Source organism: Bradyrhizobium sp., from assembly GCF_027307225.1.
Lineage (GTDB): Bacteria > Pseudomonadota > Alphaproteobacteria > Rhizobiales > Xanthobacteraceae > Bradyrhizobium.
Genome location: NZ_DAHUXJ010000006.1, coordinates 44,139 through 59,829, shown reverse-complemented (window position 1 = coordinate 59,829; position 15,691 = coordinate 44,139). Strand labels below are relative to the sequence as shown.

Below are 15,691 nucleotides of genomic sequence, written 5' to 3'. Positions count from 1 at the left end.
GTTTCGGCATGCCTGGCGGTCTTGCTTGCCGGACAAAACGCGCGCATGGAAAAGTGCATAAGGCGTCACGATAAAACGGGCGCCGAACCAGGGAGAACGACGACGAAGATGGTCACGATACAGGTTTCAAATCTCATTGACTTTGTGGCCGATGTTTTTGGCCACGCCGAATCCTTGCCGGAGGAAGCGCGCCGCATCGCGAGCTATCTGACGACCGCCAACCTCACCGGGCATGACAGCCATGGGGTGATCCGCGTCCCCGTCTATATGCGCTGGAAGAAGATGGGTTCGGTCGTTCCAAACCAGACGGCGGAGGTCGTGGTCGATATGCCGTCGCTGGCGGTGGTGGACGGGAAGTTCGGTTATGGGCAGACCGTCGCGCCGGTTGCGGTGAAGATCGGCATCGAGAAATGCAAGAAGGCAGGGCTCGCCGCCGTTGCCTTGCGCAATGCCGGACATATCGGCCGGGTTGGCGACTGGGCCGAGATGGCGGCAGCCGAAGACCTCGTCTCCGTGCACTTCGTCAATGCGGCCGGCTCGCTTCTGGTTGCGCCATTCGGTGGTGTGGAGAAACGGCTGTCGACCGCACCTTATTGCGTCGGCGTTCCGCGCCAGGGCCAGGACCCCATTGTGCTCGATTTCGCGACTTCGATTGTCGCCGAAGGCAAGTGTCTGGTCGCAAGCCGCGGCGGCAAGAAGCTGCCCAAGGGCGCGTTGATCGATGCCGATGGCTCGTTGAGCGAAGATCCACACGTGCTCTATGGTCCCTATACATCAGATGGTCCGCGCGATCACACCAAGGGGTCAGGCGCGATCCGCGCCTTCGGCGAGCACAAGGGATCAGGGCTTGCGTTCATGTGCGAGCTGCTCGGCGGCGCTTTGACCGGGACGGGCGCGACCGCACCCAACCGGCGCTTCGCCAATGGCATGCTGGCCTTCTACATCGACCCGAAGGTCGTCGATCCCGCGCATTTCTTCGATGGCGAGATTTCCCGTTACGTCGACTTCATCCGCGCCACCAAGCCGATCGCAGGTGGCGAGCCGGTCATGATCCCGGGCGATGTCGAGCGCAAGACCCGCACCGAGCGCACAAAAAATGGCGTCCCGCTGCCGGACGATACCTGGGCGGCAATCGTCAACACCGCCCGCGACGTCGGCGTCGGCGAGGCGAGCATTCAAAGGGCAACCCAGTAATGCGGGGCAACCCAGTAGTGCATGATTTTGGCGAGCCAAGTGCCTGGTTCAACGCTACAAACGGATATCGAATTGGCCCTTTTGCGGCCTCCGTTCGCGAGGCCGAAACCGATTACAAAGCAGGGAAAGAACTCAGGGAAAGAATGATGGCAAACAAGGTCAAGGAAATCTGGGCGTCGGGCAAGGTGGTTTTGAACTCCTGGCTTGCGATTCCCTCCGGCTTCTCGGCCGAGGTGATCGCGCAATGCGGTTTCGACAGCGTCACCGTCGATATGCAGCATGGCGTGCAGGACTATCAGTCGATGATCCAGTGTTTTCAGGCCATGCACGGCCATCCGGTGACGCCGATGGTGCGCGTGCCGTGGAACGAGCCCGGCATCATCGGCAAGGTGCTCGATGGCGGCGCCTATGGCGTGATCTGCCCGATGATCAACACGCCGGAAGAAGCCAGGAACCTCGTCGCCTACGGCAAATACCCGCCAATGGGCACGCGTTCGAATGGCCCGATCCGCGCGGGCCTCTACGGCACAGCCGGCAGCTATCAAAAAACGGCCAACCATGAAATCGTCCTGCTGCCGATGATGGAGACGAGAACCGCGATCGGCAACATGGAGGCGATCCTCGATGTCGAAGGCATCGACGGTGTTTATATCGGGCCGTCGGACCTCGGTTTCTCCTATGGGCTGGTGCCGAAGCTCGATCGCGAGGAGCCCGAGATCCTCAAGATCTACGAGAAGATCGTGAAGGAATGCGGCAAGCGCAACCTGCATCCCGGCATCCATTGCTCCGGTGCCGATGGCGCACAGCGCGCGATCAACATGGGCTTCCAATTGGTGACCCTGTTCAACGAAGTTGGCCTGATGGCGACCTATGCGCGGATGCAGGTCGCGCAGACCCGCAAGGAGTCGGGCGGCAAGGCCTGAGCCTCTCGTGTCCCGGACGCGATGCAGCGCTGCATCGCAGATCCGGGATCCATTGACGTTGCGCGCTTGCCTGGGCCCCGGATCAGCAGCGCATCGCTCGCGCTGCGCAGCGTCCGCGGCACGATACTTTTAGAGTATGAAGGAGATCCCCATGACCCCACCGCCCGTTATTCGTCTGCATCCCGATGATGGCGTGCTGATCGCGCGATCGAGCCTGCCGGCGGGTCTTGTGGTCGCTGAGGGCGTGACCACCCTCGAGCGCATTCCGGCCGGTCATAAAGTCGCGATCAAACCGATCGCGGTCGGCGAGCCGGTCCGCCGTTACGGCCAGATCATCGGCTTTGCCACCACACCCATTGCGCCGGGCCAGCATGTCCACACGCAGAATTGCGGTATGGGCGATTTCGCCAAGGACTATGCGTTCGGCGTCGATGTGAAGCCGGCACCGAATTTCGACCTGCCGGCGACGTTCGACGGCATCCGTCGTCCCGACGGGCGGGTCGCCACCCGCAACTACATCGGCATCCTCACCTCGGTGAATTGCAGCGCGCATGTCGCCGGTCTGGTGGCCGACGTATTCAGGAAGAATCCGTTCACCGGCGACAATCCGCTCGCTGATTTCCCCAATGTTGACGGCGTCGTCGCGCTGACCCACAAGACCGGCTGCGGCATGACGCAGGATGAGCCGTTGGCGCTGCTGCGGCGGACGCTTGGCGGCTATGCACGGCATGCGAATTTCGCCGCCGTTGTCGTGTTGGGCCTGGGCTGCGAGGTCAACCAGATCGGCGGGCTGATGCTGGAGCAGAAACTCGCCGGGCGCTTGCGCGAGCTGGAGATTCAGCAGATCGGCGGCACGCGCAAGACGGTCGAAGCCGGGGTTGCCTTTGTGCGCGAGGCGCTCACCGACGCCAACAAGGTCAAGCGCGAGGCGGTCGCGGCGAGCGAACTGACCGTGGCGCTGCAATGCGGCGGCTCGGACGGCTATTCCGGGGTTTCGGCCAACCCGGCGTTGGGAGCTGCGAGTGACCTTCTTGTCCGCCATGGCGGCACGGTCATTCTGTCGGAGACGCCGGAGACCTACGGCGCCGAGCATCTCTTGACCCGGCGCGCGGTCAGCCGCGAGGTCGGTGAGAAGCTCGTGAACCTGATGCGCTGGTGGGAGGACTACACGGCGCGCGAAGGCGCCGAGATGAACGCCAATCCGAGCCCCGGCAACAAGGCCGGCGGTCTCACCACCATCCTGGAAAAGTCGCTGGGTGCGATGGCGAAGGCCGGCAGCACCAACCTGGTCGACGTGCTGAACTATGCCGAAGCCGTCACCAAGAAGGGTTTTGTCTTCATGGACACGCCCGGCTACGACCCGGTCGCGGCGACGGGACAGGTCGCGGGCGGCGCCAATCTCGTCTGCTTCACGACTGGCCGCGGCAGTGTGTTCGGCTGCAAGCCCGCGCCATCGATCAAGCTTGCGACCAACACGCCGATGTACAAGCGCATGGAAGGCGACATGGACGTCAATTGCGGCACCATCCTCGATGGCGAGGAGACCGTGCAGCAATGCGGCGAGCGCATTTTTGAGCTGATGCTCAAGACCGCTTCCGGTCTGCCGACCAAGAGCGAGAGCTTTGATTTCGGCGGCGCCGAATTCGCGCCCTGGGTGCTCGGCGCGACAATGTGAGAAGCGAATGGTGAATGCGGACCATTCGTCAGTCTCATGCCCGTTGACGCCTTGCCCGCTGGTTTAGCCGGCGGCAACCGTCAGCGCGGAGTTATCGCTCGCGGCGCGCAGATCCTGGAAGAATTTTTCGACTTCACGCGACAGCCGTTCGGCGGTTGATGCGAGGTCGGTTGAGGTGGAGAGCACCGATGCGGCGCCCTTGTTGGTGTTCTCGATTGCGTCGTTGAGCGAGCCGATGTTCTCGACGAGGGTCGAGTTGCCATCGGCCGCGAGCTGGGCATTCTGCGAGATCTCGCGGGTAGCCGCATCCTGCTGCCCAACCGCACCGGCAATATTGCTGGTGACTGCGTTGATCTCGCGCACCGCGGTGCCGATCTCACGCACCGCTTCGACCGCATTGCGCGTCGAAGCCTGGATCATGCTGATGTTCTGGCCGATTTCCGAAGTGGCCTTGGCAGTCTGGCCGGCGAGCGCCTTGACTTCATGGGCCACGACGGCAAAACCGCGGCCAGCCTCGCCGGCGCGGGCGGCTTCGATGGTGGCGTTCAGCGCCAGAAGGTTGGTCTGCTCAGCGATCGCCTGGATGAGGTTGAGCACGCCGTCGATGCGCTGGGTTGCCGCAGCCAGGCTTTCAATTTCGGCAACCGATTTTTCGGTGCGCTGGCCGGCTTGTTCGACCACCTCCGCCGATTGCCGCACTTGCCGGCCGATTTCTTCGATCGAAGTCGACAACTCCTCGGCGGCGCTCGCAACGGCAAAGACATTGCTGGAGGCTTGTTCGGTCGCACGCGCGGCGGCATTCGCCCGCCCGCTGGCGTCGGATGCGACGCTGGAAATCGACTGCGCGGTATCGCGCATGGCGGAGGCATTGTCGTTCACGGCGCCGAGGACGCTGCCAATGGCGCCACGGAACGATTCCACAGAAGTCTCGATTTGTCGGGTGCGCTCGTCGCGCGCCTTGGAATCCATCAGCACCTGCGAATTGAGGTTGCGGTTGCGTTCCATCGCTTCCTGGAAAATCTGGATCGCGCGGGCCAATGCGCCGATTTCGTCCTGCCGTCCGGTGTGCGGAACCTCAATGCCCTCGGTCCCCTCGGCAACCTGCTTGATGGTGGTGGTAATCACGGACAGCGGCCTCGCTACGGACCGCGCGATGATGAAGATGCCGATGGCGACAAGCGCTAGTTCCAACCCGCCAAGGCAGGTCAGGAGGAAAGCCAACTCGTGATTAACCGCGGTCTGCTCGGCGATCTTCCCGCTGCGTTCCGCATAGACCTTCGAGAGAGCTTCCAGATCCTTATTTAACGCCTTGCGCACGTTTCGGTTGGCGTCGTTGTCGCCCCATTCCCGGCCCGCCCCGTGACTGATTTCGACCGCGCGGCGGACGAGTTCGTTGCGGAATTCGACGAATGTATCGATACGCTTCTTGAAGGCGACAAATTGTTCGCGATCGTCGTCCTGGACGATGGATTGCCACTTTTTGACGACGCCAAGCAACCGGTCGCTGAACTTGTGCAGCCCGTCGCCGTATTTTTTCACGACCGGCAGGTCTGTCGACATGTAGATGCCGCGGGATTCCATCACCACGGCGTAAACCAGCGAGTTGACGCGCTCGACATTGAGCGCAGCCTCGCCCGCCGTTTCGATTTCCTGGGTAAGAGCGGCGGCGCGCCGGGTGTTGTAGTCGGAGAGCACCGTGATCGCTGCGGTCAAGACCGCGAACAGGGCAAAAACCGAATAAAGCTTGAAAGCGAGCGAAAGGCTCGAGGCCTTCTTGGAGCCTGATGGCGCAATAGATTTCATAATGGATTGGCGTCCCCAGCCGCGCTCGGAGGGGCCAGTCGCACCTGACGGCCCGTCATGGAAACTATGTGAAATCTTCCTCTAGAAATTGTAAATTTGACGTTGCTTTAGGCAATATGACACCGTTTCAACCCGCGGTTGGTATTTTGCATGCCAACTCCGATTTCTAAGAACTTTAGTTATATCAATTTGTTAGGCTGAAAACCAGAGAAGCCGAGCGAGGAAATTTGCGGTGTCGAATGGGACCGGTGTTGGGCGCAAGGTGCAGTGCAAAATGCTAGGATAGAGAGGTCATTTTGCTGGTATCGGTGTCCGGCTCGGAGCAGACATGACCCATCGGCACGTCATCGGTAGCACCGCCTACGTCTTCGCTGATCTGCGCGATCTCCTCGCCAAAGCGAGCCCTCCGCGCTCAGGCGATCGCCTCGCGGGGATCGCTGCCGAAACCGCCGAGCAGATGGTCGCCGCCCGGATCGCGCTGGCGGACGTCCCCCTCAAGCAGTTCCTCAACGAGACGGTCATTCCCTACGAGGCCTGCGAGGTGACCCGCCTGATCGTCGATAGCCACGATCCGGAAGCCTTTGCGCCTATCTCTTCGCTTACGGTTGGATCGTTCCGTGACTGGCTGCTCTCGGGGAAGGCCAGTCGAGATGTTCTCAAGGCGATCTCGCGCGGGATTACCCCGGAAATGGCGGCGGCCGTATCAAAGCTGATGCGCAACCAGGATCTAATTCTGGCCGCCAAAAAATGTGAAGTCGTCACCGCCTTCCGCGACACCATCGGCTTGAGCGGGCGAATGAGCGTGCGGCTGCAACCCAACCATCCGTTCGATGATGCGAAGGGAATTATCGCGTCGATACTGGATGGCATCCTGCTCGGGGCCGGCGACGCCTGTATCGGCATCAATCCGGCAAGCGACGATCCTGCTGTCATCGGCAGGCTATTGCATCTGCTCGACGACGTCATCGGCCGGCTGAAAATTCCGACCCAGGCTTGCGTACTGTCCCATGTCACGACGACGCTTCGGCTGATCGCCGAGCATGTGCCGGTTGATCTGATCTTCCAGTCGGTTGCGGGCACGGAAGCGGCCAATCGGAGTTTTGGCGTCGACCTCGCGTTGCTGCGCGAGGCCCACGATGCCGGACGGTCGCTCCAGCGCGGGATCGTCGGCAACAATGTGATGTATTTCGAAACAGGGCAGGGATCGGCGCTGTCCGCCAATGCCCACCACGGCCTCGATCAGCAGACGTGCGAGGCGCGCGCTTACGCCGTTGCGCGTGCGTTCGACCCGCTGCTGGTCAACAGCGTCGTGGGCTTTATCGGTCCCGAGTACCTCTACGACGGCAAGCAGATCATCCGCGCCGGCCTTGAGGATCACTTTTGCGGCAAGCTGCTCGGCCTGCCGCTGGGCGTCGATGTTTGCTACACCAACCATGCCGAGGCCGATCAGGACGACATGGACAACCTGCTGACGCTGCTGGCGGCCGCCGGTGTGAATTTCATCATGGGGGTGCCGGGCGCCGACGACGTGATGCTGAATTATCAATCGACGTCGTTCCACGATGCACTCTATGTCCGGGACCTGTTCAAGCTGAAGCGGGCGCCGGAATTCGACGACTGGCTATTCCGTACCGGGCTTGCGGATGCGAATCATCGCCTTGCCGGTAACGGTGATTTGTTGCCGGAATTCGCCCGTCTGATGATTGCCTGACAGCCTTCGCGAACCTATTTCCTGCAGCGTTTGCAACTCTTCGTTTGATGCAGGGTTAGATCGCTGCCACAATCCCGAAAAATTGGTGGTTCAGCCTGCGGGTTGCGTGATTAACTTAGATGAAAGAGGCGCCAGAGGGAGTGATGAGAGCTGCAAACGCTGACACGGTGCGTCGTATTTTGTGTGTCTTTCCGCGCTATACACCGTCCTTTGGTTCGTTCGAGCACGCCTATCCGTTGACCGACGGTGTCCGGGGCTTCATGCCGCCGCAGGGATTGCTGTTGATCGCAGCCTACATGCCCGAAAACTGGTCGGTCCGCTTCATCGACGAAAATATGCGGCCCGCAACCGACGAGGATTTCGAGTGGGCGGAAGCCGTCTTTGTCAGCGGCATGCACATCCAGCGGCGCCAGATGAACGATATTTGCCAACGTGCGCATGCGTTCGACCTCCCGGTTGCGATCGGCGGCCCCTCGGTCAGCGCATGTCCCGATTACTATCCTTCGTTCGACTATCTGCATGTCGGGGAACTGGGCGATGCCACCGATGAGTTGATCGCGCGCCTCGCGCGCGACTGTTCGCGTCCCGCAGAACAAGTCGTGCTCAAGACCGCCGATCGTCTCGACATGGCCAAGTTTCCGCTTCCCGCTTATGAACTCGCCGATCTCAAGCACTATTTTCTCGGCAGCATTCAGTATTCGAGCGGATGTCCGTATCAGTGCGAGTTCTGTGACATTCCCGGGCTCTATGGCCGCAACCCGCGTCTGAAGACGCCGCAACAAATCACGGCCGAACTCGACAAGCTGCTTGAATGTGGAATTCGCGGCTCGGTCTATTTCGTCGACGATAATTTCATCGGCAACCGCAAGGCGGCGCTCGAACTGCTGCCGCATCTGATCGAGTGGCAAAAGAAGACCGGCTTCGTCCTGCGTTTCTCATGCGAGGCGACATTGAACATCGCCAAGCGGCCTGAAATCCTGGCCGGGATGCGCGAGGCCTATTTCTGCACGATTTTCTGCGGCATCGAGACACCGGATCCGGTGGCGCTGAAAGCGATGCACAAGGATCACAACATGATGGTCCCCATCATGGAAGGCATCCGGACCATCAACAGCTACGGCATGGAAGTCGTGTCGGGAATCATTCTCGGGCTGGATACCGACAAGCCGGAGACCGAACAGCACTTGATGCAGTTCATCGAGGCGTCGCAAATCCCGCTTCTCACCATCAACCTGCTTCAGGCGTTGCCGAAGACACCGCTCTGGGATCGCCTGATCAGGGAGAACCGCCTGGTCGAGGATGAGGGGAGGGAGTCCAACGTCGATTTTCGCATGCCGTATGACGACGTCGTCGGCGCCTGGCGCAGGTGCATGGGCGCAGCCTACGAGCCCGCCAAACTGCTGCAGCGTTACGAATTTCAAATCCGGGAAACCTATAGCAAGCGGATCAAGCCGCCGTCAGAAAAACGGGCAACATGGCCGCACATCAGGCTTGGTCTCATCATGCTGCGAAACATCTTCTGGAGGGTCGGTGTTCTCGGCGACTACAAGCTTGAATTCTGGAAGTTCGCCCTGCGCCGTCTGGCCCGCGGCGAGATCGAGCATCTGATCGAGGCGCTGACCGTTGGCCATCATCTCATCATGTTCGCGCGCGCAGCTTCCGCCGGCCGGCAAAATGCGTCGAACTATTCCATGCGGCTGCGTGAGGCTTCCGTCCCTGCCGAGTAACGTCTTATGAAGACCGAGGTGTCGCAATTGCCGTCGCTCTCGCGCTTGAGCGAATTGACGCCTGCCCGCGTGGCGCTCGGCCTCGCCGGTGCGAGCCTGCCGACCAAAGAACTGCTCGAATTTTCCCTCGATCATGCGCGGGCACGGGACGCGGTCCATGCGGCATTCGACGCAGATGGCCTCGTGGCGGGTCTCGCCGATCTTGGTTTGAATGCCACACGCGTTGCCAGCCGGGCGCCAGGCCGCAAGGACTATCTCGCTCGTCCCGATCTCGGACGCAGGCTTGACGACGATTCGAAAGCCAGGCTCGCAAGCCATTCCGGTCGGGCGGGCGGGCTCGCGATCGTCATCGGTGACGGGCTTTCACCGACCGCGGTCAATACGCATGCTATGGCGCTGTTGCGACGGCTGCTGCCGCTCTTGGCGGCCGACGCCATCGGTTTCGCCCACGGCGTTGTCGCAACCGGCGCGCGCGTGGCATTGGGCGATGAGATCGGCGGTATCCTCGGTTCGTCCATGACCGTCATGTTGATCGGCGAACGGCCGGGTCTGTCGGCGGCGGACAGCCTCGGGGTCTATCTGACCTTTGCGCCGGCCGTCGGAATGACGGACGAAAAGCGCAACTGTGTTTCCAATATCCACCGCGCCGGGCTCAGCCATGAAGATGCCGCAGCAAAGGCAAGCTGGCTGATTCGCGAAGGCCTGGCTCGGGAGGTGACGGGAATCGCGCTGAAGGACGAAAGCGGGGGTCAATCGGGCGGCGGTTTGATCGTCAATTCAGGCGAACGTGACAATTTCGTGGAGGAATAGTGCCCACTTTCCGAAGTTCATGCTCCACCGCAGCGCCCACCTTCACGAACTTCGGAAAGTCATAGGCTACTCACAAACTTATTGATTCTAGTACCGCTTTATCGATCTGAAGTCCCGGATCGAATTCGCCGCTTGTGGTGCAGGGACTTCAGATCGGCGGTACTAGGCCGGTAGTCGCGTTCGGCCAAGGGCTCTGCTTGCGGGAAGCCTTCAGGACCTGCTACACGTCGTCTGCAAAATTGTTGTTTGTTTTCAACAGCTATTGCGTGGCGCTTCGCCCCCATCATCCGGAACTTTCCAGGTTGGATCCGTTTTTCGTTACTTGGTTTGCGACTATTTGAGCTGATGTGAGAATTGGACAGGGCATGCTCGAAAAGAACAGCGACAACGAAGTCCATGTCGAGAAAATCGAACAGCGGCCGATGTCGAGCATCGCCTTCGGGCTTGAACGAATGGGGCTCATCGCAGTCAAAGCCCCGATCGTATCCTGCATCATTCTGGTAGCGCTCATCATCGGCGCGATTTTCGGAATCCAGCGCATCAAGATCGACGATTCGCTGAGCCAGCTGTTCCGCTCGGATTCCAAGGAATACCGGCAGTATGAATCGGAAATCAAACGGTTCCCGGCGACGGAATTCGACGTGCTCGTGGTTGTCGAAGGCAAGAACCTGCTTGCGCGCGACAATCTCGAAAAGCTGCGTGACTTCGTCACCGATCTGCAACTCGTCGAGGGCACCCGCGGCCTGATCTCGCTGTTCTCGGCGCGTCAGGCGCCGGCGCCTGGTAAATTCCCGGCTGCGTTGTTTCCCTCGCAGCTGCCGGAAGGCGCCGACTACGCCAAGTTCATCGAGACGGTGAAGTCGAACGAACTCATTCGCGGCAAGCTGCTGTCGGAAGACGGCACGCTGGCGCTGATCGTGCTGTCGCTCGAGCCGGACGTCGTCGCCAGCAACAAGCTCGGCAAGACGATCGGCGACATCAGGAAGCTGATGGCCGAGGATCTCGGCAATACCGGTCTCAAGGTCGAGTTATCCGGTGTGCCCGTGATGCAACTCGAAATCCGCAATGCGGTCGAGCGTGACGGTCTCACCTACAACATCCTTGGCATTCTGGCCGGGTGCGTCATCGCCATCATCTTCTTCCGCAAGATATCGTTCATGGTAGTGGCGGCGTTCCCGCCGATCATCGCGATCCTGCTGGCGCTCGGCGGCCTGGGCTGGGCCGGTTTCAGCCTCAACATGTTCCTCAACGTGATGACGCCGCTGATCATGGTGATCAGCTTCTCCGATTCGATGCAGCTCACCTTTGCCGCGCGCGACCGCCTGATTGCCGGACAAGACAAATTCACGGCGTTCCGCAACGCGGTGCTGGTCGTCGGACCTGCCTGCGTATTGACCCACGGCACCGCCGGAATCTCGTTCATTGCCTTGCAGTTTTCGAACTCCGACCTGATCCGCAAGTTCGGGGAGGCCGGACTGGCAGCGACGATCATTGCGCTTGTCGCGGTGTTGTCGCTCGTGCCGGTGTTCGGCGTGCTGTTCGTGCGCAACGAAAGATTATTTGCGGTCAAATTCCAGAGCGCCGACGCCGGCGTGCAGATGCTGCGGAATTTTTGTTACTGGATTGCCGTGCGGATGGTCAGCCGGCCCGGCCTTTTCAGCCTGATTGCGGTATTGTTCGTCGGTGGCCTGGCGACCATCTACGCCAATCTCGAGCCGCGCTACCGGCTGGCCGACCAGGTGCCGGACAAGCAGCAGGCGGTTGCCGCCAGCAGCCGGCTCGACGCCAAGTTGACCGGCGCCAATGCGATCGACGTGCTGATCGAATTCCCGAAGGGCGCTTCGCTTTACGACCCGCAAACCTTGCAGACCATCGCGGATGTTCACTCGCAGGTCGAGAAGACGGCGGGCGTCGGAAACGTCTGGTCACTGGAGACGCTGCGGCGCTGGCTCGCAGAGAAGACCGGCAAGTCGGACGTTGCGACGCTGAAAGAATATGTCAGCGTCATCCCCAAATATCTGGTGCAGCGTTTTATCGACGCCAATCAGGACGCAGTGGTGGTGTCGGGCAGGGTGCCGGACCTTGATTCCAGCCAAATCCTTCCCGTGGTCGAGAAGCTCGACCACGGTCTGGATGCCGTGCGCAAGGCGCATCCCGGCTACGAGATCGCGGTCACCGGACTTTCAGCGATCGCCGCGCGCAATTCGGCCAACATGATCGAAAAGCTCAACCGCGGCCTGACCGTTGAATTCGCGCTCGTCGCCATCTTCATCGGGCTCGCGTTCCGTTCAGTCGTTGTGATGTTCTCCTGCATCCTGCCCGGAATTTTTCCGGTGGTACTGTCCGGCACGGTGCTCTGGCTGCTGGGTGAGGGGCTGCAATTTGCGAGCGTCGTGGCACTCACGGTGTCGTTCGGTCTGGGGCTCAGCGCCACCATTCACTTCCTCAACCGCCTGAGGCAGGAGTCGAAGCCTGGCGTCACGCCCGATGTTGCGGTGGAGCGTGCGACGGTGCTGATGGGCCCCGCATTGATCCTGACCACGGTGGTGCTGGCCTGCGGCCTCGTCGTCACGGTATTTTCCGCGCTGCCGTCGCTTCGCCTGTTCGGTTGGCTCAGCGCCTTTTCCATGGTGTCGGCGCTGGTGGCCGACCTCTTCATTCTTCGCCCGACGGCGATGTTTTTGATCACGCTGTCGCAGCGGATCCGCGGAATGACGCATTCCGCAGGACCAGCGCAGCAATCGGGCGGGAAGGGCTAGGTGAGCGCTTTAGCTCCTCACCATCGTGATCGATACGCCCCTGATGTCGCCCTTGGAACTGATCTGAACGGTCTGCCTGTTGCCGGTGGTCCGCAACGTCAAGGTTGCAGAAAAGCCGGCGGATTCGACCGTCACGTCAATCTTGCCGTTGCCGGCGGTTCCTAGCAGGCTCCCCGAGATATTGCGGTTCGTTTCCGACCAGTTGCCGGTGATATGATCGCCGTGGCTGGTGACGTCGCTGGAGAGATCGAACTTGTAGCTGTCGCTGGCGCAGCGAAGCGTTTGCTTCAATACAAGCCCAGTGCCATCGACTTGGTAGACCGCTCGACAGCGCAGCCGCTCGCTCGAGCCGTCCGACAGCGAAACTGTTCCGTTGCCGGACCAGGCTCCGTCAAAGCCGGCAAACGGGCGCGCCTGCGCGTGCCCGGCCGACGTCGACAGAACCAGTGTGGCGATAACGGCGCTTGCCTTGATGGTTTGCCCGACCAAGCCTGAACCCGAGCATTTCATGCTGAACCCCCTTCGAATGTGACATTCCTGGATGCGGCCATCGCCGCGCATGTGGTTGGTGTGTCGGCCAAGGGTTAGGTTCAAAGGCCAGTCGAACGCAGCGTCAGTTCTCGGAAAATCCTGCATGGATGAGGCAAATTGCGGCAATCGCTTTTTTTTGCTCGCGAAACGCGTGCGACTTCAGGTATTGTGAAGTTCTCGCCGCGCGACAATCGTCTAGCGCTTAGATCCGCAAAAATGGTCCGTGATACCAATCGGTTACGCGCTCCTCCGAATCTGCCTTCGAGGACCGCAATTTAGGAGGATGGCCGTCGCAAATTTGGCCGTATTTGCCAGTGCTTCTGTTGCCGCGGTCGGCGGCCTTCACAACCCGAATAGTCTGCCCCGCTGATGCCTCGTGCTATTCGGGTTGGAAATCTCTGCCGTAAGAACAAAGGAACACAATGCGTAAATCTTTCTTCGTAGCCGGCCTGCTGTCGCTGGTGGCCTCCGGCGCGGCGTTCGCCGATCAACACAGCGGAACGCCGGAGGAGCAGAAAGCCTGCGCTCGCGACGTGCAGAAGTTCTGTCGCTCGATGATGGATCAGCCTGATCTGATCGTGCTGAACTGCCTGCAACAGAATCGTCCCAAGCTCACCAAGACTTGCGACAAGGTTCTGACCGACCACGGCCAATAAGGGCTTAAAATTAAGGTCTTTGGAAGCGAGCCGCCCCCGTTCCGGGGGCGGCTTTGCCTTGCTTACCTTCGTTCATGGCATTGGTTTTGAGGAATTATTCCCCTATATGGGGCTTAGGTTCCACACGCGTGCGGCGATATCCGGCGCAAACAAACGAAACAGCGTAGCCAGCTTCCAAGATGATCAACGCGAGCGAATGGCGATCCGGCAAGGGCTACCGCGACGAGAATTTTCCGGTCGCGTCGTGGATCATCCATCCGTCGCATCGGGCGCTGATTCTCGCCTTCTATAATTTCGTCAGAACCGCCGACGACATCGCCGATCATCCGACCTTGAGCGGAGACGAAAAGCTCTCGCTTCTCGATCTTCTCGAGACCGAATTGCTCGGCAAGGGTGACAGCCAGGCGGAGGCGGTCAATCTCCGCCGGGCGCTGGCCGAGCGGGGAATGCCGCCGCGCCATGCGCTCGATCTCTTGACCGCCTTTCGCATGGACGTGACCAAGCTTCGTTACGAGAACTGGGACGAAGTGATTCACTATTGCCGCTACTCGGCGATGCCGGTCGGCAGGTTCGTGCTCGACGTGCATGGTGAAAACACGTCCACCTGGGCGGCGTCGGATGCAATTTGCGCCGGCTTGCAAATCAACAACCACCTGCAGGATTGCGGCAAGGACTTCAAAGATCTCAACCGCGTCTATCTGCCGCGCGATGCGCTCGCCGCCGCGGGCGCTACTGTCGAACAGTTGGGCGAAGCGCGCGCTGCGCCAGCGCTTCTGCAATGCCTGCAGACGCTGGCCGTACGTAACGAAGCGTTGCTCGATGAAGGCAGAATGCTCGCCGCCGACGTCAGGGATTTCCGACTTGGCCTGGAAATCTCCGTCATTCAGTCGTTCGCGGACAAGATCGTTCGCCTTCTCAAGATGCGGGATCCGCTGTCCGAGCGGGTGCATCTCAATCCCCTCGAATTGCTGGCCTTCAGCTTCGGCGGCATGGCAGGCGAAACTATTCGCCGTCTCACCGGGCGTCGCCCCGTTTCGAAATCGGCGGCCGGCGCATGACGGGAGAGGCAGCGGCAGCCAATCCGAATTATGGGACGACGGCGTCGGGCAGTTCATTCTATGCTGCGATGCGCATCCTTCCGCAGGAGCAGCGGGAGGCGATGTTTCAGATCTACAGTTTTTGCCGCCAGGTTGACGACATCGCCGATTCCGATGGTCCGCGCGATGAGCGGCTGGCGGCGCTGCAACAGTGGCGTGAAGATATCGACGCACTTTATCAGGGCCGTCCGCCGGCGCGGCTGCGCGACTACGTCGCGTCGGTCCGGCAGTTTAGCCTCGAGCGCGAGGATTTCCTGGCCATCGTCGACGGCATGGAAATGGATGTCCCTCAGGACATCCGGGCGCCGGATCTGGCGACGCTTGACCTTTACTGCGATCACGTCGCCAGCGCTGTCGGCCGCCTCTCGGTGCGGGTGTTCGGCATGCCGAGAGAGGACGGCATCCAGCTTGCGCACCATTTGGGCCGCGCACTGCAGCTGACCAACATCTTGCGCGACATCGACGAAGATGCCGCGATCGGAAGGCTTTATCTGCCGAAGGAAGCTCTGGCGCAGGCGGGGATCACCTCGACCGATCCGCTTGTGGTCGCGGCCGATCCGGCGCTGCCGAAGGTCTGTGCTCCGCTGGTGGCGCGGGCGAGGGACCATTTTGCGCAATCCGACGCGATCATGGCCCGCAATTCGCGCGGCGCGGTGCGCGCGCCACGCATCATGTCGAAGTACTACGGCGCGATTCTGCAATTGCTTGTTGCGCGCGGGTTCGCTAACCCGCGCACGCCGGTCCGGCTGAACAAAATGGCCAAATTTTCCATTCTGCTCCGCTACGGCTTTTTCTGACGCCCACG

The 15,691-nt window shown here is 60.7% G+C and carries 12 protein-coding genes; 10 read left to right on the top strand and 2 right to left on the bottom strand.

What is annotated here, in order from left to right; all coding sequences use genetic code 11:
• Positions 1-108 precede the first annotated feature (108 nt).
• The 3 genes from M6D32_RS00930 (at position 109) to M6D32_RS00920 (ending at position 3,792) form a co-directional block, all read left to right on the top strand.
• Complete coding sequence (locus M6D32_RS00930; protein ID WP_298252433.1) at positions 109-1,194, top strand: malate/lactate/ureidoglycolate dehydrogenase; 1,086 nt, start codon at positions 109-111, stop codon at positions 1,192-1,194.
• A gap of 146 nt (positions 1,195-1,340) precedes the next feature.
• Positions 1,341-2,117 (top strand): aldolase/citrate lyase family protein, encoded by a 777-nt coding sequence (locus M6D32_RS00925; protein ID WP_298252431.1) that lies wholly within the window; start codon positions 1,341-1,343, stop codon positions 2,115-2,117.
• Between the two features lie 151 nt (positions 2,118-2,268).
• The gene (locus M6D32_RS00920) at positions 2,269-3,792 is read left to right on the top strand and encodes an altronate dehydratase family protein (RefSeq protein ID WP_298252429.1); all 1,524 of its coding nucleotides are present in this window, start codon (positions 2,269-2,271) and stop codon (positions 3,790-3,792) included.
• Between the two features lie 63 nt (positions 3,793-3,855).
• Here the strand turns inward: M6D32_RS00920 and M6D32_RS00915 are convergent, their stop codons facing one another.
• Entirely contained in the window at positions 3,856-5,595 is a 1,740-nt protein-coding gene (locus M6D32_RS00915) for a methyl-accepting chemotaxis protein (RefSeq protein WP_298252427.1), read from the bottom strand.
• A gap of 328 nt (positions 5,596-5,923) precedes the next feature.
• On the opposite strand from M6D32_RS00915, the gene M6D32_RS00910 reads away from it, so the two are divergent.
• The 4 genes from M6D32_RS00910 (at position 5,924) to M6D32_RS00895 (ending at position 12,602) form a co-directional block, all read left to right on the top strand.
• The gene (locus M6D32_RS00910; RefSeq protein WP_298252425.1) at positions 5,924-7,306 is read left to right on the top strand and encodes an ethanolamine ammonia-lyase subunit EutB; all 1,383 of its coding nucleotides are present in this window, start codon (positions 5,924-5,926) and stop codon (positions 7,304-7,306) included.
• 143 nt (positions 7,307-7,449) lie between these two features.
• Entirely contained in the window at positions 7,450-9,033 is a 1,584-nt protein-coding gene (locus M6D32_RS00905; protein WP_298252423.1) for a B12-binding domain-containing radical SAM protein, read from the top strand.
• Positions 9,034-9,039: 6 nt separating this feature from the next.
• Complete coding sequence (eutC, locus tag M6D32_RS00900; RefSeq protein WP_298252421.1) at positions 9,040-9,843, top strand: ethanolamine ammonia-lyase subunit EutC; 804 nt, start codon at positions 9,040-9,042, stop codon at positions 9,841-9,843.
• Positions 9,844-10,208: 365 nt separating this feature from the next.
• Positions 10,209-12,602, top strand: a complete 2,394-nt coding sequence (locus M6D32_RS00895; RefSeq protein ID WP_298252419.1) for an MMPL family transporter — start codon at positions 10,209-10,211, stop codon at positions 12,600-12,602.
• A 9-nt stretch (positions 12,603-12,611) separates the two neighbouring features.
• On the opposite strand, the gene M6D32_RS00890 is transcribed toward M6D32_RS00895, so the two are convergent.
• Entirely contained in the window at positions 12,612-13,112 is a 501-nt protein-coding gene (locus M6D32_RS00890) for a hypothetical protein (protein ID WP_298252417.1), read from the bottom strand.
• A 443-nt stretch (positions 13,113-13,555) separates the two neighbouring features.
• Between M6D32_RS00890 and M6D32_RS00885 the strand changes: the two genes are divergently transcribed.
• From M6D32_RS00885 to hpnD, 3 genes are all read left to right on the top strand, one after another.
• Positions 13,556-13,789 carry a hypothetical protein gene (locus M6D32_RS00885; RefSeq protein WP_298252416.1) on the top strand — a complete coding sequence of 78 codons (234 nt, stop codon included), beginning with the start codon at positions 13,556-13,558 and terminating at the stop codon, positions 13,787-13,789.
• A gap of 179 nt (positions 13,790-13,968) precedes the next feature.
• Entirely contained in the window at positions 13,969-14,847 is an 879-nt protein-coding gene (gene hpnC / locus M6D32_RS00880) for a squalene synthase HpnC (RefSeq protein WP_298252414.1), read from the top strand.
• The gene (gene hpnD / locus M6D32_RS00875; RefSeq protein WP_298252412.1) at positions 14,844-15,683 is read left to right on the top strand and encodes a presqualene diphosphate synthase HpnD; all 840 of its coding nucleotides are present in this window, start codon (positions 14,844-14,846) and stop codon (positions 15,681-15,683) included. Before hpnC ends, hpnD begins: the two co-directional genes overlap by 4 nt.
• Positions 15,684-15,691 lie beyond the last annotated feature (8 nt).

What these genes read in the sequence shown, in the direction of transcription:
- M6D32_RS00930 (WP_298252433.1), top strand. Translation starts at nt 109, where the DNA reads ATGGTCACGATACAGGTTTCAAATCTCATTGACTTTGTGGCCGATGTT.
- M6D32_RS00925 (WP_298252431.1), top strand. Translation starts at nt 1,341, where the DNA reads ATGGCAAACAAGGTCAAGGAAATCTGGGCGTCGGGCAAGGTGGTTTTG.
- M6D32_RS00920 (WP_298252429.1), top strand. Translation starts at nt 2,269, where the DNA reads ATGACCCCACCGCCCGTTATTCGTCTGCATCCCGATGATGGCGTGCTG.
- M6D32_RS00915 (WP_298252427.1), bottom strand. Translation starts at nt 5,595, where the DNA reads ATGAAATCTATTGCGCCATCAGGCTCCAAGAAGGCCTCGAGCCTTTCG.
- M6D32_RS00910 (WP_298252425.1), top strand. Translation starts at nt 5,924, where the DNA reads ATGACCCATCGGCACGTCATCGGTAGCACCGCCTACGTCTTCGCTGAT.
- M6D32_RS00905 (WP_298252423.1), top strand. Translation starts at nt 7,450, where the DNA reads ATGAGAGCTGCAAACGCTGACACGGTGCGTCGTATTTTGTGTGTCTTT.
- eutC (WP_298252421.1), top strand. Translation starts at nt 9,040, where the DNA reads ATGAAGACCGAGGTGTCGCAATTGCCGTCGCTCTCGCGCTTGAGCGAA.
- M6D32_RS00895 (WP_298252419.1), top strand. Translation starts at nt 10,209, where the DNA reads ATGCTCGAAAAGAACAGCGACAACGAAGTCCATGTCGAGAAAATCGAA.
- M6D32_RS00890 (WP_298252417.1), bottom strand. Translation starts at nt 13,112, where the DNA reads ATGAAATGCTCGGGTTCAGGCTTGGTCGGGCAAACCATCAAGGCAAGC.
- M6D32_RS00885 (WP_298252416.1), top strand. Translation starts at nt 13,556, where the DNA reads ATGCGTAAATCTTTCTTCGTAGCCGGCCTGCTGTCGCTGGTGGCCTCC.
- hpnC (WP_298252414.1), top strand. Translation starts at nt 13,969, where the DNA reads ATGATCAACGCGAGCGAATGGCGATCCGGCAAGGGCTACCGCGACGAG.
- hpnD (WP_298252412.1), top strand. Translation starts at nt 14,844, where the DNA reads ATGACGGGAGAGGCAGCGGCAGCCAATCCGAATTATGGGACGACGGCG.